The following is an 18153-nucleotide window of genomic DNA, read 5'->3' as shown; positions in this document are numbered from 1 at the left end:
AGCGGAAGGACATGGGCGAGTGAATGCAGAGCCGGTACCGCCCTCCGTGGGTGCGCTGATGGTGGACACCAGCCGTAGCCGCATCGGGGAGTTCCGAGGGGTCGCCGGCGCGTACTGGTCCCTGCGGCCCCTCGGGGGCGGGAACGAGTGGGAAGCCGAGCCCGAGCACGTACGCCTCGCGGACCCCATAGAGCGGTTGAGCGCGAGGAACGCCCGCGCGAACGCACAGAGCCGGGGGGAAGTGCTGTGACCCGGTTACGCGTGCGGCTCGTCCTCGCTGCGGGGGCCGCGGAGATTCGGTTACGGACCCGCTTCCCTCGGATCATGGACGCGCTCACCCCGCAGCGGCACCGGGCGGCCGAACTGGACCGCATCGAGTCGGACCCCGCGTTCCGCGCGCTGTTCCTCGCCGTGCTGGACACCGTGCTCACCGAGCGTGCTGCCGCTGAACTGGCCGAGCTGGAAGCGCTCACGGACGCCATGGAAGCGGCAGCCGAGAACCTGAAAGCCGCGATCCGTCACAACGGGGAGCGTGCCGCATGACGGACGTTTTCCTGTACCGCGCCGAGGTGTACGGGGGCGACGCTGAGACGACTGTGTTTCTCGGGGGTCTCGACGTGCGGAACCCTCGCCGGGCTCTCCGCTTCCTGCGGCGGCAAGCGCACCGGTTCGCCGATGCTCTGGACCCGTCCCCGTTCGCCGAGTGGGTGCCGCCCCAAGCGCTTCAACCGGTGACACACACCGAGCGGGACGCGCCCGCTGTACTCCGTCGCTGGGCCGACGATGCCGAGCACCAGGGCGACGCGTTGCGGCAGCTCAATGCGGGGTGGACGTTCGAGCTTGTTGCCAAAGACGACCTGTGTTGGTACGCGCTCTCAGCACACCCATTGGCAGCGTCGGCACCTTTGCTGGGCAGTAGCCAGACTCCGCTGGCAGAACGCGGAGGCAGGGTGCGCCCCTACGTTGCAGCCGCCCCATAGGCCGCTCAAACTCCCGCCCCCGGAGGGGGCATCCCTGGGAACCGGTACCCCTCACGGCCGGTAGCCCGACCGGGGGCGGGTCGCTCGCCCCAACTGCAAAACACGACCAAAGGAGAACAGTCGTGAACACCCTTCCCCATGCCGAGCGCACCGCAGAGCGCGCACGGGAGATCCTGACGGCCATCGAGGTCGATCCGGAGTTCGCCGCGTTCAAGGCAGCGAGCCTGCGCTACAGCGAGGACTGGACGTGCTTTACCGGTGGTCCGGTCATCAGCGAGTACGACCAGGCAACCGACGCGGCACCGCTGTTCGTAGAGGGACTGCGCGCGCTCTCCCTCAAAGCCGCCGTGTTCGAGGTGACCGGCGACGAACGCGCGGCGGAAATCTCCGTCGCCGTGCCCGTGGACGAGATGACCCACGCGATGATCGCTCAGCCGCAGATCCTCGCCCGGATCACGGCGCGGGTCGGCGCGCAGATCATCCACCAGACCGACCAGGAGCACACCGACTGGACGCGTGACGACTACACGCACCAGGCGTACCGCGCGGCGTGGGGCGAGCCGCCCGCCCGGTACTGGATCACGCACGCGGAGGTGTCCCGCCGGCTCGGCATCCTGCGCGGGAAATATGAAGCGGCAGGCTTCCGCCGGATGGGTCTCGCGCACAGCATCACGTTCGAGCCCGTAGCCGCGTAGCCGCGTAGCAGTCAGCCGAGGGCCCGCCGCATCACGGTAAGCGGGTCCAGCTCGGGGAATCGCTCCCGTACCTGCCGCTGTGCCTGATAGATCAGTTCATCGAGCAGAACGGGCGCGACACCCCACAGCACGTCGTGCAAGTACGGCACTACCTCGGAAGGGTCGGGCGGTAGGTCCAGCTCGACAGCAAGCGGTGCGCCCTCGCTCTTGTAGCGCCCCGCGGGCAGCCCGACCTTTTCGGGGTGGACACAGACCGGTGTCCCGTCGCTCAAGTAGCGGTGCCCGTCTGCCTTGTTGAACGGGCATTCCGGGGTCGGGCGCTCGAACACGTCGAACTTGCCGACCGCATGAAACCGCGACGGACAGATGCCGCACGCGCGGTGGTGTACGTCGCCGTTCGTGAAGGGCTCGGGCATGACCGGAGCCTAGCTTTCACCAGCACCACAGACGCCCGTTTCGGACCGCACCACCCCCTCACGGGGGAAGGGCGGCGCGAGCGGGTTGCAAGACCCGTTGCGGGGCCCGCTGGGCGTGTTCAGCAACGGATGAGGGACCGAACCACGGTGCGCACCGTGCAAGGTTCCGCCGCCCCGTCCGCGTGCTACCCCCTTCAACAGGCCTCGGTATCCCGGGATGCTCGCCCAACGGCGCGTGCCCGAGGCACGCCGTAGCGCTCGGGGCGGGACTGGTCCCGGGTGACGAGCTACCGGCGCGGTAAGCAGACAGCAAAGCGCCCCGTTCGGCCAAGTGCCGGGCGGGGCTTCGGTGTTCGTGCGGTAGCGGTACAGCGCATGTACACCACGTAGTCCTCGGTGCCCTCGACGGGACACAGGGTGTGCAGATGTACCTTCACGGGTTGCAAGCGATGAAGACTCGGTCCCGACGGCCGGCCGCGACAGCAAGAACACCCAAAATCAGAAGGCGACGCGTGGGAGTTCATAGACCGCCACGGTGCTGGGTCCAATAATCAAGGCCGCCCAGCGGGAACGCTTCCTGAATCCCAAAGACGTGAGTTCGCTGCTGTCTCAGTGGACGACAACGCCAGGAACCAACGCGACGAGGCCTGAAACGAAGCTGCCCAAGCCCGCCAACGTGACGATGGCTGCCTTGCCGTCAGAGAATAGCCCGGCGCAGAAGCTTCGTAGCTGCCGGCGGAGAACCAGCATCTTCAGTTTCTGCCAGCGGTGTTGGCGGATGTGGCAGCCGAGCAACAGGCCGGCAGCGTTGTTGCGGCAACCGTCTACTCGCCCGCGAACAGGCGCTCCACAAGTGACGGGTGCTTGAAAGAAGCACCAGACGAGTACAGCAGCAGACAGTCCGAGCACTACTGCCGGCCCAGCGGCAGAGTTGATCCATGCTGCGATCAGTAGCGCGCCCGCGAGAACGCCCCACCATTTGCCCAGCCCGCCGAAATGCGTCTTGCTCGCCCCCGAAGCTGCCATGGAGAACATCGTGGCTACGCCGCAGCGGGTGCCGTGACTCCTGAGCGATTCTTGACCGAAAGCGGTCTCATGACGGCTGACGGATGACGCCTTTCGCAGACGTGGTCCGCCGACTAGCGACGTTGCGGCTGTCGCCCGACGGGTCATCGATGACTTGTCCGTCTCGTCGATGGGACGTGCCCTGTACCTGGTCTGCGGTGCAGCGCATGTCCCATCCACGGTGGGCGCTACGCGGCCTTCGGCGCCGCCTGCTGTACGACCTCGAAGGACCACACCGCGGCGCTGCTCGACGCGGGCTTGGGGCGGTCGGTGCCGCCGCCCTGGTGGGCCGACTTCATGGGGCCCTCCATCCACGCCTGGAAGGACGCCTCGTCGCGCCAGCGCGTGTAGACCAGGTAGTCGTCGGTGCCCTCGATGGGGCGCAGCAGCTCGAACCATTCGAAGCCGTCGGAGTTCTCGACGGCGCCCGCGCGGGACGCGAAGCGCTTCTCCAGGACCTCGCGCTGTTCGGCCGGGACGGTCAGGACGTTGATCTTGACGATGCTCATGGGGTCATCCTGCCGCACCGCCGGGCGGCGACGGCCGGGCCGCCCGCCAGCGGTGGACGATCTCCTCCACGTCGTACGGCTTCAGGCCCAGGGGCCCTGCCTCGCGGATCTGCTTGTCCACGAATGACTCGAAGCTGACGCCGGGCGGTTTGCGTTCGGTCATGACCTTATTGTCGCGCAGCCCGCCGCGGACCGGCCGGGAGCCTTAGGATGCGGCCCCTATGGAGGCGACGGACGCGGGGAGAACGCGGTGCTCGAACTGACCATGGCCGCCGTGGCGGGCGGTGACGCGGGGGCCACGGCCGGGATGACGATGGCCGAGGCGCCCAGTGAGCCGGGGGCCGTGCTGCGGGTGGGCCGGGACCCGGGTGTGTGCGGGCTCGTCACGCCGGAGGAGTGGCTGTTCGTGTCGCGGGTGCATCTGGAGTTCCGGTGCGGGCCCGACGGGGAGTGGAGCGTGGGCTGGCTGCGCGGCTCCCAGGGCGACCCGGCCGCCGAGGTGCGGGTGCGGCTCGGCGGCGACCGGGGCCCCGGCCTTCCGCTGGCGTACGGCGGGGCGTCGCGGTTGCCGCGCGGCGGTTCCGGGGAGGTCGTCGTCCTCGACCGGGGCGGGCCGCGCAGCGTGAGCGTGGGGTTCCATCACGAACCGGACGAGCGGCACGAGCCACCCGCACGGGCCGCCATGGGGTGAGCGCCGTCCCGCGGGCCGCGACCCGTGACCCTCAGCTCTGTACGTAGGCCAGGGCGAAGCCGTCGTACCCCTTGGCGCCCACGGTCTGGATCGCCGTCGCCTCCAACTTCGGGTGGTCGGCGAGGAGTTGCAGCGCCGCGCGGGTGCCGGTGACGTCCGGCTGGGTGGCCTCGGGGTCCACGACGCGGCCCTGGCGGACCACATTGTCGACGACGATCACGCTGCCCGGCCGGGTCAGCCGCACCGCCCAGTCCAGGTACCGGGGGTTGTTCGCCTTGTCCGCGTCGATGAAGACCAGGTCGAACGTGCCGCCCTCGTCGGCGAGCCGGGGCAGCGAGTCGAGGGCGGCGCCCACCCGGACCTCGACCACCTTGTCCAGGCCGGCGCGGGCGATGTTCGCGCGGGCCACCTCGGCGTGGCGGGCGCTGTACTCCAGGGTGACCAGGGCGCCGTCGGCGGGCAGGGCGCGGGCCAGCCAGATGGTGCTGTAGCCGCCGAGCGTGCCGATCTCCAGGATGCGGCGGGCGCCCTGGATACGGGCGATCAGGTGCAGCAGCTTCCCGTTGGTGGCGGAGACGCTGATGCTGGGCAGGCCCGCGGCCTCGCTGTCCGTGAGGGCGCCGGCCAGCGCCTCGTCGGCGGGGGCGAGCAGGTCGCTGAGGTAGGCGTCCACGGCGGCCGCGGGGCCTGGCTGCCAGGGCTCGGAGTGTGAGGTCATGGCCGTCAGCCTAGGCGCGGCGGCACCCGCACGGGCGGCGGTGGGAGAACCGGTCGGCGTCGCCGGGCGCGCAGGATCAGCAGGGCCGCGCCCACCGTCAGCGCGACCGCCGCGCCGAGCAGCGTCAGCGTCCAGGCGGGGACGCCCGGGCCGACCGTGAGCAGCTCGTCCGTGTAGCGCACCCGCCGGTACGGGGTGTCGTCCGGCGCGCGCCGCAGCTCGTGGTCGGCGTCGATCCGCGCGGGGTGCGGGAAGGACTGTTCCAGCGCGGTCAAGTACGGGGTGCCGTCGGCCAGTTGATGGAGGGCTCCGGTCCGGGGGGCGGTGACCTGGCCCGCGTACGTCACCTTCGGTGGCTGTCCGCCGATGGCCGAGCGCGGCTCCGTACGGTGCGCGGCGAGCACGTAGAGGCGCAAGTGCTGTGGTGTGCGGGCCAGTTGTGACAGCCGCATCGGGTAGACGAGGCGGTCGCTGGCGAAGGTGAGGTGCAGCGGGTCGAGCCGCCCGCCGAGGACGGCTGCCGAGTCGCGGTCCTCGGGGGCGAGTCGGATCGCGACGTACTCCCAGCCCTGGTCGACGTAGGGGCGCAGGGCCTTGTCGAGGCGGGCGGGCAGCGTGAAGCCGTTTCTCCGCAGCCAGCCGGCCAGGGCGCCGGGTTCGGTGGCGGTGAGGCGGGCCACGTCGAAGGGGCCGAGGCGTTCGCGGCCCACGACGTCCACGCCGCTGCCGGGTGCGGCCTCGCCCGGCCCCTTCGCGGCGGCGCCGTCGTCGTCGCCGCCGAACGGCCAGTCGTCGCCGCGCGGCCAGAAGTGGTACCGGGTGCGCTGCTCGGGCGCGGTCGCGCGGTCCAGCTCGGTGAAGAGTCCGGGGTCGCCGAGCGTGACGTCGGCGCGGTGCGGGACCGGCATCACCCAGGCGACGTCGTGCGCGCCGCCGCTCAGCGACAGGCGCATCACGATCTGCTCGGTGCGGCCGTCCCAGCGGACCGCCGACGTCTCGTCGTCGACGACGACCTGCCGGCCCTGGCGCGGGACCATCGCCCCGCAGCCGCACGCGTAGGCGGGTACGGCGATCCAGGCGAGCTGGACGGCGAGCAGCGCCAGCGTTATGAGGAGGGCTCTGGTCCGGGCGGTGAGTGGTGCGCCCGCGGCCCCCGTTGCTGTGGTCATGCGGGTAGCGACGGGGGCGCGTGCGGGTCCGGTTCCCGCGGTTACGGGGCCGTCGAGATCGCGTGACCCCGGGACCGTCTCGGACCGCCCGGGCCGGGACCGCCGGATCACCGGCGGCGAAGGACAGGGGCCGCCAGATCACCGCGGCGACCCCGGGACCCTTGAGATCGCGTGACCCCGGGACCGTAGGACAGGCCCCGGACAGGCCCCGGAAGGGTCCCGTCAGATCGCCGGCGGCGATCCCGGCAGCGGGCGGCCCGCCGACTCGCGCATGCGCCACGCGGCGATGCCGCCGACGAGCGCCGCGGCCATCATGTAGTAGGCCGGGATCATCAGGTCGCCGGTGGCCGCGATGAGGGCCGCCGCGACGAGCGGGGTGGTGCCGCCGAAGAGGGAGACGGAGAGGTTGAAGCCGACGGACAGGGAGCCGTAGCGGACCTTCGTCGGGAAGAGGGCGGGGAGCGTCGAGGGCATCGACGACGTGAAGCCGACCAGCAGCAGGCCGAGCGCGGCGAGGCCCAGCGCGATGGCCCAGGTCGAGCCCGCGCGGATCAGCAGCACCGCGGGGACGGAGAGCAGCACGAAGCCCGCGCAGGCCGCGCCGATCACGACCCGGTGGCCGTAGCGGTCGTTGGCCCGGCCCATCGGGATCTGCACGCACATCATCAGCAGCATCACGGCGATGAGGATGAGCGTGCCGTGCGTGGCGTCGTAGCCGAGCTCCTCGCTGAGGAACGTGGGCATGTACGAGAGGAGCATGTAGTCGGTGACGTTGAAGACGAGGACGAGGGCGATACAGATCGCCATCGCGTTGCCGTTGCCGACGAACATGTCCTTCAGCTTCGGCTTGGGGCGCGCCTTCTGCTTGTTCTCGGCCTCGTCCGTCAGCTTCTTGAACGCCGGGGTCTCCTCCAGCTTCATCCGGACGTACAGGCCCACGAGGCCGATCGGACCGGCGATCAGGAACGGCAGGCGCCAGCCCCAGCTGTAGAGGTCGCCGTCGGACAGGAGCGTCGTCAGGGCCGTCGCGAGGCCCGCGCCCGCCACGTAACCGATGAGCGTGCCGAACTCCAGGAACGAGCCGAAGAAGCCGCGCCGCTTGTCGGGCGCGTACTCGGCGATGAACGTGCACGCGCCGCCGTACTCACCGCCGGTCGAGAAGCCCTGGAGCATGCGGGCCGCGATCAGCAGCACCGGCGCCCACACGCCGATGGTGCCGTACGACGGGATCAAGCCGATCGCGAACGTGCCCGCCGCCATCATGATCATGGTGATGGCGAGGACGCGCTGGCGGCCGATGCGGTCGCCGAGCGGGCCGAAGAAGGCGCCGCCGATCGGACGTACCAGGAAGGCGGCGGCGAACGTGCCGAGCGTGGACAGCACCTGGGCCGTGCTCGACGCCGTCGGGAAGAAGACGTGGCCGAGCGTCGCGGTCAGATAGCCGTAGACGCCGAAGTCGAACCACTCCATCGCGTTGCCGAGCGCCGCTGCCTTGACCGCGCGCTTGACCAGTGAGGGGTCGGTGACAGTGACGTCGGACGAGGTGCGGTTCCGCGCGGGGGCGGAGACCTTGCCGGTACTGACTGCGATGGACGTGGCGCTGGCCAAGGCTCCGCTCGCCTGCCTTTCGTGGGGGACAAGGGCAAAGGCCGTCCACGGGGAACGGCCTTATAGGGACCATAGGGGCGTTCGCGAACGTAACGGGTAGTGTGGAACTCGCTCCTTTCCGTACGGAAACCGCGTTCAACCTGCGAAAACGTCGCGGGATCCGCGCGCCCCGAACGGACGATTCTGTGATCTTTGTCGCGGAACCAAGCCCGTGCAACGCGCAACGAAGTGGCCTCGCAGCGCCGTCTTCCGGTCAAAACCGAGTGGACAGACAGGTGAAGCAGGGGTTGCGTGCGTCTGATACCGGGGGCGGTGCGAACCTCTAGGGACGACCAGGGACTTTAGGGACGACATGGGGCTTCCACCGCGGAAGCCGACAGGGGCGGGAGGCCAGGAGCGCGTGGCGAATGTGGAGCACGGAGGGCCGATGACGGGACCGGCGGGGCCGGCGACGGGGCGGATGAGCGCCGTGCGCGCCGGGCTGTGGCTGATCGCCGCCGTACTCGCCGTACGCCAGCTCGTGGCCGTGCTGAGCACGCCGCGCGGCGAACGCCTCACCGACCTGGAGACCTGGATCGGTCCTGAAGGGGTGCTCCACGTCAAGGGCTCCCTGTACGACGCGCCCGACCGGTTCACCGGCACGCCCTTCGCCGGCCTGGTCCTCAAACCGCTCTCCCGCGCCGCCGAGCAGGCGCTCGGCTGGGGCTGGACGTTCGGCTCGCTCGCCCTCGTCGTGGCGCTCGGCCTGGTCGCCGCGCGGGCCCTGCCCCAGCCCGTGTCCCGCCGTACGTCCTTCTTCGCGGCGCCGGTCGCGATCAGCCTGCTCATGCTCTCGCTGCCCGTGCGCAACGCGTTCACGCTCGGCCAGACCAGCATCCTGCCGGTCCTCCTCGTCCTGCTCGGCTGCTTCGCCGTACGCGGGGAGAAGGCGTCCGGCGTGCTCATCGGCGTCGCCGCCGCCCTCCAGCCGACCGTGCTGCTGTTCGCGCCGCTGCTCTGGTTCACCGGGCGCAGACGCGCGGCCCTCTCCTCGGGCGGCACGTTCCTCGCCGCGACCGGTCTCGCCTGGGCGGCGATGCCGCACGACTCGTGGACGTACTGGGTGCACCACCTGGCGGGCGCGGGGCTTGCCACCGACCCGGCCGCCAACGCCAACCAGTCGCTCCACGGCATGCTGCTCCGCTTCGGCCTGGCGGGCCCGCTCGAAGAGGTGCTGTTCCTTCTCCTCGGCGCCGCCGTCGCCGTGCTCGGCGTGCGCCGTGCCGTCACCTACGCGCGCGACGGCCAGCTGCTGCTCGCCGTCGCCATCACCGGCTGCGTCGCCGTCGCCGTCTCGCCGACGACCTGGCAGCACCAGCTCCTGTGGGTGCTGCTCGCCGTCGTCGGCCGCGTCGGCAGGCGCGCCTCCGACCGCTACATGTGGCCGGTCCTCGTCGTCCTCGCGCTGACCCTGCCGTCGAAGATGATGCTGCCGAACATGCCGGTGCTCGAACCGGTCCGGGACAACGTCGTGCTGATCGCGGCCCTCGCCGCCGCCTGCGTCGTCCCCTTCCTCTCCCGTACGTCACCGCTGTACCGGGCCCCGATCGCGACCGACTACGCCGAGCCGGTGCCCGCACGCTGGACCTGGGTGCCGCTCGTCCCGCTCTGGCGCCGGGTCCTGACCCGCCCGAACCTGATCCTGGAACTGCTCCTCATCCGCGTCGGCTACTCCGCCTACCAGCAGGTCCGGCTCGCCGCGACCGGCGGCACCATCTCCGGCGGCCGGGCCACCGCCGAGCACCACGGGCGGCAGGTCCACTCGATCGAGAAGTTCCTGCACATCGACGTCGAGCACTGGGTCAACCACACGGTCTTCCACCACGCCACGTGGCTGAAGGACTTCTTCAACTTCTACTACACGTCGTTCCACTTCGTGGTGCCGCTGAGCCTGCTCGGCCTCATGTACGTGCGCCGCCCCGCGGAGTACCGCTGGGCCCGCTCGGCCCTCGGCTTCGCCACGCTGCTCGCCCTGATCGGCTTCTGGGCGTACCCGCTCGCGCCGCCGCGCCTGATGCCGGGGCTCGGCTTCATCGACACGGTCCACGGTGTCCAGGACTTCTCCAAGCCGAACTACGGCACGCTGACCCAGCTCACGAACCAGTACGCGGCGATGCCCTCGCTGCACTTCGGCTGGTCCCTGTGGTGCGGCATCGTCATCGTGGTCCTGGCGAGAAGGCGGTGGGTGAAGGCGCTCGGGATCATCCACCCGCTGTGCACGATCTCCGCGATCGTCGGCACCGGCAACCACTGGATCCTCGACGCGGTGGGCGGCGCGACCGTCGTCGGCCTCGGCTTCCTCCTCACGTACGCACTTCAGGGCCCCCGCGTGCGAACCGGGAAACAACCACCCGCTCAGGTGGATTCGGACCGTAACCCGGGTGCCGTCGTAGCGAGTTGATTACGCTGTGCAGCCGACCTGAGGGGGCTGCATGGCCAACGTCAACGTCCTCGACCCGAGCGCCTCACCGCTCGACTACTACGGCTTCGAACTGCGCAGACACCGGGAGGCCGCCGGGCTGACCCAGGACAAGCTCGGAGCGATCCTCAACTACACGGGCTCCCTGGTGGGCCAGATCGAGACGGCCCGGAAGCTGCCGACACCGGAGTTCAGCGAGCGGCTCGACGCGGGGCTCGGCACGGACGGCTTCTTCTCGCGGCTCGTGGGCCTGGTGCTCCGGTCCCAACTGCCCGCCTGGTTCCAGCAGGTGGCCGAGTTGGAGGCGCGGGCCGTGGAGATCTGCGCCTTCCACACGCACCTCGTGCACGGGCTGCTCCAGACCCGGGAGTACGCGCGCGCCGTGCTCGGCGCGCTCGACCAGGAGAACCTCGACGACCGCACGGAGGTCCGGCTCGCCCGGCAGCGCATCCTGGAGAAGGAGGAGCCGCCGCTGGTCTGGCTGGTCCTCGGCGAGGCGGTGCTGTACCAGGACATGGGGGTGGGGGAACGGGCGGTGATGCGGGGGCAGTTCGAGCGCCTTCTGTCCTACGAGAACGACCCGCGGGTCAATGTGCAGGTGCTGCCGTTCCCGGCCGGCCCGCACGCGGGGATGACCGGCTCGTACAACCTCTATCGCTTCTTCTCCGACCCGGCCATCGTCTACACCGAGGGGTACGGGCAGGGGCATCCGACGGCCAATCCGGCTACCGTCAAGGACTGTTCGCTCCGTTACGATCATCTGCAAGCCGCTGCTCTGTCCGTCCGGGACTCGGCGGAGCTGATCAGGTACGTGATGGAGGAGCACTATGCCGAAATCGACGAACATCCAGTGGCGTAAGTCCAGTTACAGCGGCGACCAGGGCGGCGAGTGCGTGGAGTGCGCGCCGCTCGGACTTCTCGCCTGGCGGACGTCCTCCTACAGCAGTGACCAGGGCGGCGACTGCGTGGAGTGCGCTCCCGTCGGCGCGCTCGCCTGGCAGAAGTCCACTTACAGCAGTGACCAGGGCGGCTCCTGCGTCGAGGTCGCCGGGACGCCCTGCGCCGCCGTGGCCGTGCGGGACTCCAAGGACCCGGCGGGGCCGAGCATCACGTTCTCCCCGGAGGCGTTCGGACGGTTCGTCACGGAGTGCGTGAACTCCCCGGCTCACCAGCCGTCATAGCGCTCGCTGGCCGTCATAGAGCTCGCCGGCCGGCATGGAGCTCGGTGGCCGTTATGGAGCCAACTGGTCGTCGTGGAGGCGCAGCGCCCGCAGCGCCGCCTCCATGGCGAAGCGGTGCGTGGGGTCCTCCAGGCGGTCGCCGAAGTGGGCGTCGAGGTTGCGCAGCCGGTAGCGGACCGTCTGGGCGTGCACGCCGAGGACCTCACCGACCTGGTCCGCGGTGCCGCGCGTGGTCAGCCAGGCGTGCAGGGTCTCCACGAGACGGGCGCGGCGGGCGCCGGAGGACTTGTCCAGTGGGGCCAGCTCGCGGGTGGCGATCTCCTTGACGAGCGCGGGGTCGGCGAGCAACCAGAGCGTGACCAGGTGGTCCGCGCTGTCGATGACCTGCGCATCGGCGATGATGTCATCGTCCACGAGCTGAAGCACCCGGCGGGCCCAGCGCAGCGAATCGGCGGCCTGCTCGGTGGGCACCGTCAGGCCGACGGCGTACGAGCTGCTGGGGGCGGCGGCCGCCAGCATGGCCCGGCGCTCCGGGGTGAGCGGGCCGGGGATCAGAAGGTGCGGCTGCGGTGCGCCGAGGTCCGTGAGGACGTCGATGGCCAGACCCGCCTGGAGGTGCTCGGCCGGGGTCCGTAAGGCGATCATGGTCACTTCGGCGGGGAGCAGCCAACCCGCCTGCTCGCACAGGCTGTTGATGGTGATGTGCGCCAGCGGCGTTCCGGCGAGCAGCAGATGGAGCAACCGTCTGCGCAGTACCTCTCCCGCCGCGCCCGCTCTCGACTGCACCTCCATGTACCCCTCGTGGGAGAGGGCTTCGAGCTCGCCGATGTAGGCGAAGACGGCCTCGGCGAAGGTCAGCAGGAGGCTGGGGGAGAGGTCGAAGCGGCGGCACAGGTCCTTCGCGCGGCGCAGGGCGACCCGCGCGCCGAGCCGGTAGGCGCCCTGGAGGGTGCTGAGGTCCCGGCCCTCGTACGCCTCGACCCGGCCGAACGTGCGGAGCAGTTCGTCACGGGTCGCGGTGGACGCCGAGGGGTCGGCGACGCGGTCCACGAAGCTGTTCAGGCTCTGCTCGACGCCCTGCCGGATGGCTGTTTCGTTCGGGCCGCTCAATAGCGCCGCGTACTCCGGGAACGCGCGCGTGACCTCGACCTTGATCTCCTTGATCAGGCCGGGGAGTTCGGGCCGCATGATGCGGGCGAACTCCCGGGGCAGCGGCCCCAGAGGGTCCTCGACATCCTTCGTGTGCGCGGGCAGGGGCATAGCCGCTTTCCTCGCTTGTCCGAGCGCCGGGTGGGGGGCCGGGCGGGCCGGCGCAGGGTTGCGCTGTCCCGCCCTTCAGGTGCGTACCAATGAGGCCTATGAAATTAGAACAACTACTGTGCGTTGTACATCAGTTGCGCAGGGATCGATCACCGCGTGGGGGATGTGGCTGAAAGGTGCCGGAGGGGCAGGGCGTGGGTCACGGGTCTTGGGTCACGGGTCTTGGGTCACGGGGTCTTCAACGGGGGGAGGGTGGGCAGTGCCGGGGGGCAGCCGAACTCGTACCCGGGATCGGGCGCGCAGACCGGGGCCTGATTCATGGAGATGAGGTTGTCCGGACCGCTGATGGACGCGGTGAAGAGGGGGTTGAGATTCTCGCCGCCGGTTCCGCAGCCGGTGAAGGCGGGGATCGCGACCTTGCCGGTGAGGAGGCCGCCCGCGAAGACGTTGATGTAGGAACCGGTGCCGTCCTCCCCGAACTTGCCGCGCAGGGTGACGCGGAACGGCTTCTCGGTGCGGCAGTCGGCGCCGACCGGGAGGGCGGTTCCGTTCACCTTCACCGAACGGATGCGCAGGGTCTGGACGAACGTCACCACGGCGAACGGATCGGTCGGCCCGGTCATGTTGCCGGTGGAGATGCTGACCGGGCTGTTCTCGAACGCCACCTTCGCGGAGACGGGGACGAAGCCGAAGCTGAGGAAGGTCGAGGTGGCGTCCGGGAGGGTGAGTTGGCCGACGGAGTCGAGGCGGAGGTAGTTGGCGTCCGTCTCCGGGTCCACGTAGTTGGCGACCTGCATGGCACCGTTGACGTCCATCAGCGCGGGCGATGCGGACGGATTGTTGATGACCATCGAGCCGTTCTGCTTGCGCACCGTGGCGAGCCCCGCGGCGTAGGCGCAGCCGCGCAGCCCCTCGATGGGCACCGGGGTGGGGACGACCTTCGGCATCGGCACCTGACTCAGGTCCGGCGTGCCCTTCGGCCTCTCCCCGCACGTGGCCGCGTCCGCCTTCGGCTCGTCCTGCGGCGTGACGGTGACGCCGCGCCGAGAGCGCTCGCCCTCCTGGTCCGACGGCGTCCCCGACGGCGAGGAACCATCACCCGGTTCGCTCTCCGGGTCTCCCGGTACGGCGACCCGGGCCAGGAGCGGATCGGTGTCCCCGGCCGGTGAGCAGGTGAGGGTGACGGGGCTCCCGGTCGCCGGAGTCACCGTCAGAGCCAGGCGCCCGGCGATCAGCTCGACGTCGCCCGGCGAGTTGACGGTGACGGAGGGAACGTCTCCCGTATGGGTCAGGACCAGATCCGCGCCCTCCGCGGGCATGACGGCCTTGGCGCCGAGGCCGGCCCACGTCGCTTCCGCCTTGCCGCCCTTGTTCCCCTTGCTCGCGTTCTGCCGCACCTGTACACCGAGGGTCGCCTCGCTCGTGAGATCGCTCCCCGCGGGCAGCAGCCCGGCCAGTTCGGCGCGTGGCAGCCGTGTTTCGACCTGGACGGGGCTCGCCTGGATCGGCCGTCCCGTGACGGCGGTCCTCGGCAGCTGGGTGGACACCTTCACCGTGGCACTCGGCTTCGCAGCCGAGGGCGTGGCCGTCGCCGAGCCGCCGGCGCCGGTGCTCGCGGCCGGAGACAGGTCGCACTCGTACGCCAACTCGACCGAGGCGGGGGCCTGTTCATCGGCCCGTGAACCAGAACCGGACAACAGCCCGGCGATCAGCGCGGCCGAGGCGACGGACGCCACCCGTACCGAGCGCCGTGCACAGGGCTCGGGCCGCCTTCCGATCGCTCGCATCCGGTCCCTGCCTCCTGGAGTCATGTTGCTTCGCCCTTCGCCCGATCTGTCCCGCAAACGCGTGCGCGCCCGCCGCCGAGTGAGAGCTCGGCGGCGGGCTGAGGAGTGCTACGGGATCACGGGGAGGTGATCGTGTTCGTGGTGGTCAGCACGTACTTCGCCGTGAAGTCGGCGTGTGCGCCCGAGGTGATCAGGCCGAGGCAGCTGGCGCCCGGCTGCGCGGCGAGGGTGCCGCCGCCGACGGTGTTCAGGGAGTTCGAGGTGTTCTCGTAGAAGCCGGTCGTGGTGCCCGCGAAGGTCGCGTGGCAGCCGGTGCCGCTGATGGAGGCGTTGATGCCGCTGATGTTGCCGTCGATGTGGTTGGCCGTCGTGCCCGTGGCGTTGATGTAGAAGGGCGTGCCGGTCGACGCGGTGCTGGAGACCGTGAACGGGATGCCGGCGACGGTGCAGCCGGTGAAGGTCAGGCTGGTGATGGTGCCGATCTGCGCGCCTGCCAGGCCGGAACCGGACTTCAGCTTGCCCTTCGCCTGCGACGAGGTACAGGTCAGCGTGGTGGTGCCGACCTTCAGCTTCGGGCTGGCGGCGTTGGCCGTGTACGCCCCGCCGGGCGTGACCGTGTACGTGGCCAGAGCCGTGGCCGATGCGGACGAGACGGAGAGGCCGACGGCCGAGGTGAGCGCGGCGGCGGCGAGGGCGGTGTTACGGGCGAATCTGCGCACAGTGGTTCCTCCGCGTGAACGAGAACGAGGGTGAATTGAGGGGGCGTGACCGCTTCGCGGTGACGCGACCGTGTCGCAACTCCAGGCAACCCCGGGGGATCGGCCACAGGCCAACCGTCGTCGCCTTCCAGACGGACGTTACGAGCTAGTAACCGGAAGTCGCAATGGGAAAGTGCGAGGTTCCTCCTGCGGATCGAAACGCGCAGTTTTTCTTGTCTCGTCAAGAACAGGTCGCGTCACTTTCCTTGTCCGCGAGTGACGAGTTTTCGGCCCGCTCCGAGAAACACTCACAAAGTGAGCAAGGAGGAGTCGCACATACTCACTTTCCGATAAACCCGCGAGTAGTGGAGGAACTGTCAGCAAGGGCATTGTGCGCAAGGTTTCCGGTGAGTAACGTCCGGGCTCGCATTCCCCTACGAGAAGGGAAAACCGGCATGGCCACTCTCAGACGTATGTCCGTACTCGGCGCGACGGCGGCCCTGGCCACGATCGCCTCCATCGGCACGTCCTCCGCGGCGGGCACCCAGCTGAACGGGAACTGGGCGCCGTTCAACCGCTGCCCGGTCGACAACGCCGCCATGCTGGGTGCCGACGGCATCGAGGACCAGGCGACGTGCGTCTCCTCCAGCTCGTCCAGCGGCGTCATCAAACTCGGCAGCTCGGTCGTCCCGACGGGCAGGACCGACCTCCAGGTGGGCATCGTCACCCACGCCGACGGCACCAACACGGTCGTCGCGCCGTCGGGCGGCGCACTCGTGGCCGACCCCGCCGACCTGCCCGGCGGCCTGCTCGGACTGATGTGTCCCAGCTCCGTGCCGGTCGTCAGCGCCGTCTGCGGGAAGATCACCAACAGCACGGTCAACCGGGTCGTCGCCACGATCGAATCCGTGGGCACCCCGTCCGACTTCCAACTGCTCGCCGGGGCCTCCGAGGGTGTGCCGATCATCTCGCTCCCGGTCCGCATCCACCTCAGCAACCCGCTCATCGGCGGCAACTGCTACATCGGCACCAAGTCCGCCCCCGTCGTCCTGCGCCCGCAGAACGCCGCGGCTCCGGACATCGCCGCCGACAGCGCCACGTCCAACGGCACGCCCGCCGCGGAGGGCCCCTTCGGCCGGCTCGTGCTGACCGGCTCGACCCAGCAGGACCTCACCTTCGCGGCGCCGGGTGCGAGCGGCTGCGGTCCCCTGGGGCTCGGCGCCTTCAACTGGGCGGTCAACCTCAAGTCCGGCCTCCCCGCCGCCTCGGGCACCAACAGCGTGAAGCTCAACAACACCTCGACCTACCTGGGCACCCTGAACGACCCGGGCGCCGCCGCGCCGAACCAGGGCAAGGTCTTCTCCCAGTACTGGCACTCAGCGGTCAAGTGATGCGGTGCCGCGCCTGTCCTGTCGCCGGGTGATAAATCCACGGGCGGGCCGGAATCGGCTCCCGAAAATTTGCCGAACCGCTATTGCTAGGCAAGGTTACTCGGCCGTAACGTCAGAAAAACTTTCTCCGCTCCTGGTCGGCGCCCCCGTCGGTCAGGGGTTACAAGAGATCCGGTCGGAGTCCTCCTTCCTGACCGGCGTCTCCGTGGCGGGGCCCCAATCTTTTTCGCCGTACCCCCGGTGAGACGGGGCTCCGCCACGAACCACGGGAAAATCCGAGGGCCGGAGTGGATCCACTCATCTCCCGACAGGGGAGAACCGGTCTCTTGTCATCCGATGACAAGTTTTCAGGAAGATTCGGGACGGCCGTTCCGAGATCTTGTCCGGCACGCACGGAGCGAATTACCGTGCGCTGCCGAGTTCGCTCGCTGAAGGTGAGAAGCGATGGGAATCGAAGTGAAGGTCGAGGGACTCACCAAGTCCTTCGGCCGCCAGAGCATCTGGCAGGACGTCAGCCTCACCCTGCCCGCCGGCGAGGTGAGCGTCATGCTCGGCCCGTCCGGCACCGGCAAGACCGTCTTCCTGAAGTCGCTGATCGGTCTGCTCAAGCCGGAGCGGGGCCGCGTCCTCGTCGACGGCGTCGACATGGCGCGCAGCCCCGAGCGGGACGTGATGGAGGCCCGCAAGCTGTTCGGTCTCATGTTCCAGGACGGCGCCCTCTTCGGCTCGATGAACCTCTTCGACAACATCGCCTTCCCGCTGCGCGAGCACACGAAGAAGAAGGAGTCGGAGATCCGCCGCATCGTCATGGAGCGGATCGACGTCGTCGGGCTCCTCGGCGCAGAGGGGAAGCTGCCGGGGGAGATCAGCGGCGGTATGCGCAAGCGCGCCGGTCTCGCGCGGGCCCTCGTCCTCGACCCGCAGATCATCCTCTGCGACGAGCCGGACTCGGGGCTCGACCCCGTGCGGACGGCCTTCATCTCCCAGCTGCTCATCGACCTGAACACGCAGATCGACGCGACCATGCTCATCGTCACCCACAACCTCGACATCGCCGCGACCGTGCCGGACAACATGGGCATGCTCTTCCGGCGGAACCTGGTGACGTTCGGCCCCAGGGAGGTCCTGCTGACCAGCAGGGAGCCGGTGGTCGCGCAGTTCCTGACCGCCAGCAAGGCGGGGCCCATCGGGATGTCGGAGGAGAAGGACGCGGCGACGTTGGCCGCGGAGGCCGCCGGCGGCGGCACGGTGATCGAGCCGCGCGCCCTGGTGCCGCAGCTCCAGCCCTCACCGGGGCTCGGGGAGCGGGCCGCTGTCGCTCGGCGGCGGGCCCGGGTGCTCAGGATGCTCGATACGTTGCCGGCATCTGCTGCCGCCGCGATCCGGGCCACGTACGGCTCCGCCGGGCTGGAGCCGACCGCGGTGCTGCCCCGCGCCGGGGGTGCGTCGTGAGATATCAAGCCCCTCCGGGCATCGAGGACCGCCGCTTGCCGTCTCGTTGCCGGATGCGGGGTGCGTCGTGGCTGG

The 18153-nt window shown here is 69.9% G+C and carries 18 protein-coding genes and 1 pseudogene; 9 read left to right on the top strand and 10 right to left on the bottom strand.

The genetic code is table 11. The features are described 5' to 3' along the window. The first annotated feature begins 58 nt into the window (after positions 1 to 58). From ACZ45E_RS06670 to ACZ45E_RS06660, 3 genes are all read left to right on the top strand, one after another. Positions 59 to 250: a hypothetical protein gene (locus tag ACZ45E_RS06670; protein WP_468218250.1), complete on the top strand. Its 192-nt coding sequence runs from the start codon at positions 59 to 61 to the stop codon at positions 248 to 250. Positions 251 to 324: 74 nt separating this feature from the next. Further along, positions 325 to 543 carry a hypothetical protein gene (locus ACZ45E_RS06665; protein ID WP_468217368.1) on the top strand — a complete coding sequence of 73 codons (219 nt, stop codon included), beginning with the start codon at positions 325 to 327 and terminating at the stop codon, positions 541 to 543. Positions 544 to 1102: 559 nt separating this feature from the next. Then, entirely contained in the window at positions 1103 to 1675 is a 573-nt protein-coding gene (locus tag ACZ45E_RS06660) for a hypothetical protein (protein ID WP_468217366.1), read from the top strand. Between the two features lie 11 nt (positions 1676 to 1686). Here the strand turns inward: ACZ45E_RS06660 and ACZ45E_RS06655 are convergent, their stop codons facing one another. The 4 genes and pseudogenes from ACZ45E_RS06655 to ACZ45E_RS06640 form a co-directional block, all read right to left on the bottom strand. Beyond that, on the bottom strand, positions 1687 to 2091 hold the full coding sequence (locus ACZ45E_RS06655; RefSeq protein ID WP_468217365.1) for a hypothetical protein: 405 nt from the start codon (positions 2089 to 2091) through the stop codon (positions 1687 to 1689). Positions 2092 to 2700: 609 nt separating this feature from the next. Continuing rightward, complete coding sequence (locus ACZ45E_RS06650) at positions 2701 to 3117, bottom strand: hypothetical protein (protein WP_468217363.1); 417 nt, start codon at positions 3115 to 3117, stop codon at positions 2701 to 2703. A 227-nt stretch (positions 3118 to 3344) separates the two neighbouring features. Beyond that, complete coding sequence (locus ACZ45E_RS06645) at positions 3345 to 3665, bottom strand: antibiotic biosynthesis monooxygenase family protein (RefSeq protein WP_468217360.1); 321 nt, start codon at positions 3663 to 3665, stop codon at positions 3345 to 3347. A gap of 85 nt (positions 3666 to 3750) precedes the next feature. Then, positions 3751 to 3828: pseudogene (locus tag ACZ45E_RS06640) on the bottom strand (DnaJ family domain-containing protein); the annotation flags it as partial. Positions 3829 to 3915: 87 nt separating this feature from the next. Between ACZ45E_RS06640 and ACZ45E_RS06635 the strand changes: the two are divergent. Beyond that, positions 3916 to 4356 carry an FHA domain-containing protein gene (locus ACZ45E_RS06635; protein ID WP_468217358.1) on the top strand — a complete coding sequence of 147 codons (441 nt, stop codon included), beginning with the start codon at positions 3916 to 3918 and terminating at the stop codon, positions 4354 to 4356. Between the two features lie 31 nt (positions 4357 to 4387). On the opposite strand, the gene ACZ45E_RS06630 is transcribed toward ACZ45E_RS06635, so the two are convergent. From ACZ45E_RS06630 to ACZ45E_RS06620, 3 genes are all read right to left on the bottom strand, one after another. Then, positions 4388 to 5074: an O-methyltransferase gene (locus ACZ45E_RS06630; protein WP_468217356.1), complete on the bottom strand. Its 687-nt coding sequence runs from the start codon at positions 5072 to 5074 to the stop codon at positions 4388 to 4390. Positions 5075 to 5079: 5 nt separating this feature from the next. After that, positions 5080 to 6243, bottom strand: coding sequence for a DUF2330 domain-containing protein (locus tag ACZ45E_RS06625; protein ID WP_468217353.1), 1164 nt, complete (start codon positions 6241 to 6243; stop codon positions 5080 to 5082). A 222-nt stretch (positions 6244 to 6465) separates the two neighbouring features. Then, positions 6466 to 7851, bottom strand: a complete 1386-nt coding sequence (locus tag ACZ45E_RS06620) for an MFS transporter (protein WP_468217350.1) — start codon at positions 7849 to 7851, stop codon at positions 6466 to 6468. A 427-nt stretch (positions 7852 to 8278) separates the two neighbouring features. Here ACZ45E_RS06620 and ACZ45E_RS06615 point away from each other — a divergent pair, with 427 nt between their 5' ends. Genes ACZ45E_RS06615 through ACZ45E_RS06605 form a run of 3 tightly spaced genes read left to right on the top strand, consistent with a single transcriptional unit; the run spans position 8279 to position 11490 of the window. Further along, positions 8279 to 10291 carry a bifunctional glycosyltransferase 87/phosphatase PAP2 family protein gene (locus ACZ45E_RS06615; protein ID WP_468217348.1) on the top strand — a complete coding sequence of 671 codons (2013 nt, stop codon included), beginning with the start codon at positions 8279 to 8281 and terminating at the stop codon, positions 10289 to 10291. Positions 10292 to 10322: 31 nt separating this feature from the next. Continuing rightward, on the top strand, positions 10323 to 11168 hold the full coding sequence (locus tag ACZ45E_RS06610; RefSeq protein ID WP_468217345.1) for a helix-turn-helix domain-containing protein: 846 nt from the start codon (positions 10323 to 10325) through the stop codon (positions 11166 to 11168). Continuing rightward, the gene (locus ACZ45E_RS06605) at positions 11137 to 11490 is read left to right on the top strand and encodes a DUF397 domain-containing protein (protein WP_468217343.1); all 354 of its coding nucleotides are present in this window, start codon (positions 11137 to 11139) and stop codon (positions 11488 to 11490) included. The genes ACZ45E_RS06610 and ACZ45E_RS06605 overlap by 32 nt, the downstream gene beginning before the upstream one ends. Before the next feature lie 51 nt (positions 11491 to 11541). Here ACZ45E_RS06605 and ACZ45E_RS06600 read toward each other — a convergent pair whose 3' ends face one another. From ACZ45E_RS06600 to ACZ45E_RS06590, 3 genes are all read right to left on the bottom strand, one after another. After that, a complete protein-coding gene (locus ACZ45E_RS06600) occupies positions 11542 to 12750 on the bottom strand; it encodes a PucR-like N-terminal domain-containing protein (RefSeq protein WP_468217341.1) in 1209 nt (402 codons plus the stop codon). 227 nt (positions 12751 to 12977) lie between these two features. Further along, the gene (locus tag ACZ45E_RS06595; RefSeq protein WP_468217338.1) at positions 12978 to 14537 is read right to left on the bottom strand and encodes a DUF6801 domain-containing protein; all 1560 of its coding nucleotides are present in this window, start codon (positions 14535 to 14537) and stop codon (positions 12978 to 12980) included. Between the two features lie 116 nt (positions 14538 to 14653). After that, complete coding sequence (locus tag ACZ45E_RS06590; RefSeq protein WP_468217336.1) at positions 14654 to 15256, bottom strand: hypothetical protein; 603 nt, start codon at positions 15254 to 15256, stop codon at positions 14654 to 14656. Between the two features lie 434 nt (positions 15257 to 15690). Between ACZ45E_RS06590 and ACZ45E_RS06585 the strand changes: the two genes are divergently transcribed. Continuing rightward, entirely contained in the window at positions 15691 to 16626 is a 936-nt protein-coding gene (locus ACZ45E_RS06585) for a hypothetical protein (RefSeq protein WP_468217333.1), read from the top strand. A gap of 444 nt (positions 16627 to 17070) precedes the next feature. Next, positions 17071 to 18078, top strand: coding sequence for an ABC transporter ATP-binding protein (locus tag ACZ45E_RS06580; RefSeq protein WP_468217331.1), 1008 nt, complete (start codon positions 17071 to 17073; stop codon positions 18076 to 18078). The last annotated feature ends 75 nt before the right edge of the window (positions 18079 to 18153 follow it).

This window comes from Streptomyces sp. NPDC030991 (assembly GCF_055571235.1).
Note: the sequence above shows the minus strand (reverse complement) of the source record. Positions and strands in the feature narration are given on the sequence as shown.

Coding starts and splice junctions, on each gene's coding strand:
- ACZ45E_RS06670 (WP_468218250.1), top strand. CDS start 59: ATGGTGGACACCAGCCGTAGCCGCATCGGGGAGTTCCGAGGGGTCGCC.
- ACZ45E_RS06665 (WP_468217368.1), top strand. CDS start 325: ATGGACGCGCTCACCCCGCAGCGGCACCGGGCGGCCGAACTGGACCGC.
- ACZ45E_RS06655 (WP_468217365.1), bottom strand. CDS start 2,091: ATGCCCGAGCCCTTCACGAACGGCGACGTACACCACCGCGCGTGCGGC.
- ACZ45E_RS06650 (WP_468217363.1), bottom strand. CDS start 3,117: ATGGCAGCTTCGGGGGCGAGCAAGACGCATTTCGGCGGGCTGGGCAAA.
- ACZ45E_RS06645 (WP_468217360.1), bottom strand. CDS start 3,665: ATGAGCATCGTCAAGATCAACGTCCTGACCGTCCCGGCCGAACAGCGC.
- ACZ45E_RS06630 (WP_468217356.1), bottom strand. CDS start 5,074: ATGACCTCACACTCCGAGCCCTGGCAGCCAGGCCCCGCGGCCGCCGTG.
- ACZ45E_RS06625 (WP_468217353.1), bottom strand. CDS start 6,243: ATGACCACAGCAACGGGGGCCGCGGGCGCACCACTCACCGCCCGGACC.
- ACZ45E_RS06615 (WP_468217348.1), top strand. CDS start 8,279: ATGACGGGACCGGCGGGGCCGGCGACGGGGCGGATGAGCGCCGTGCGC.
- ACZ45E_RS06610 (WP_468217345.1), top strand. CDS start 10,323: ATGGCCAACGTCAACGTCCTCGACCCGAGCGCCTCACCGCTCGACTAC.
- ACZ45E_RS06605 (WP_468217343.1), top strand. CDS start 11,137: ATGCCGAAATCGACGAACATCCAGTGGCGTAAGTCCAGTTACAGCGGC.
- ACZ45E_RS06600 (WP_468217341.1), bottom strand. CDS start 12,750: ATGCCCCTGCCCGCGCACACGAAGGATGTCGAGGACCCTCTGGGGCCG.
- ACZ45E_RS06595 (WP_468217338.1), bottom strand. CDS start 14,537: ATGCGAGCGATCGGAAGGCGGCCCGAGCCCTGTGCACGGCGCTCGGTA.
- ACZ45E_RS06585 (WP_468217333.1), top strand. CDS start 15,691: ATGGCCACTCTCAGACGTATGTCCGTACTCGGCGCGACGGCGGCCCTG.
- ACZ45E_RS06580 (WP_468217331.1), top strand. CDS start 17,071: ATGGGAATCGAAGTGAAGGTCGAGGGACTCACCAAGTCCTTCGGCCGC.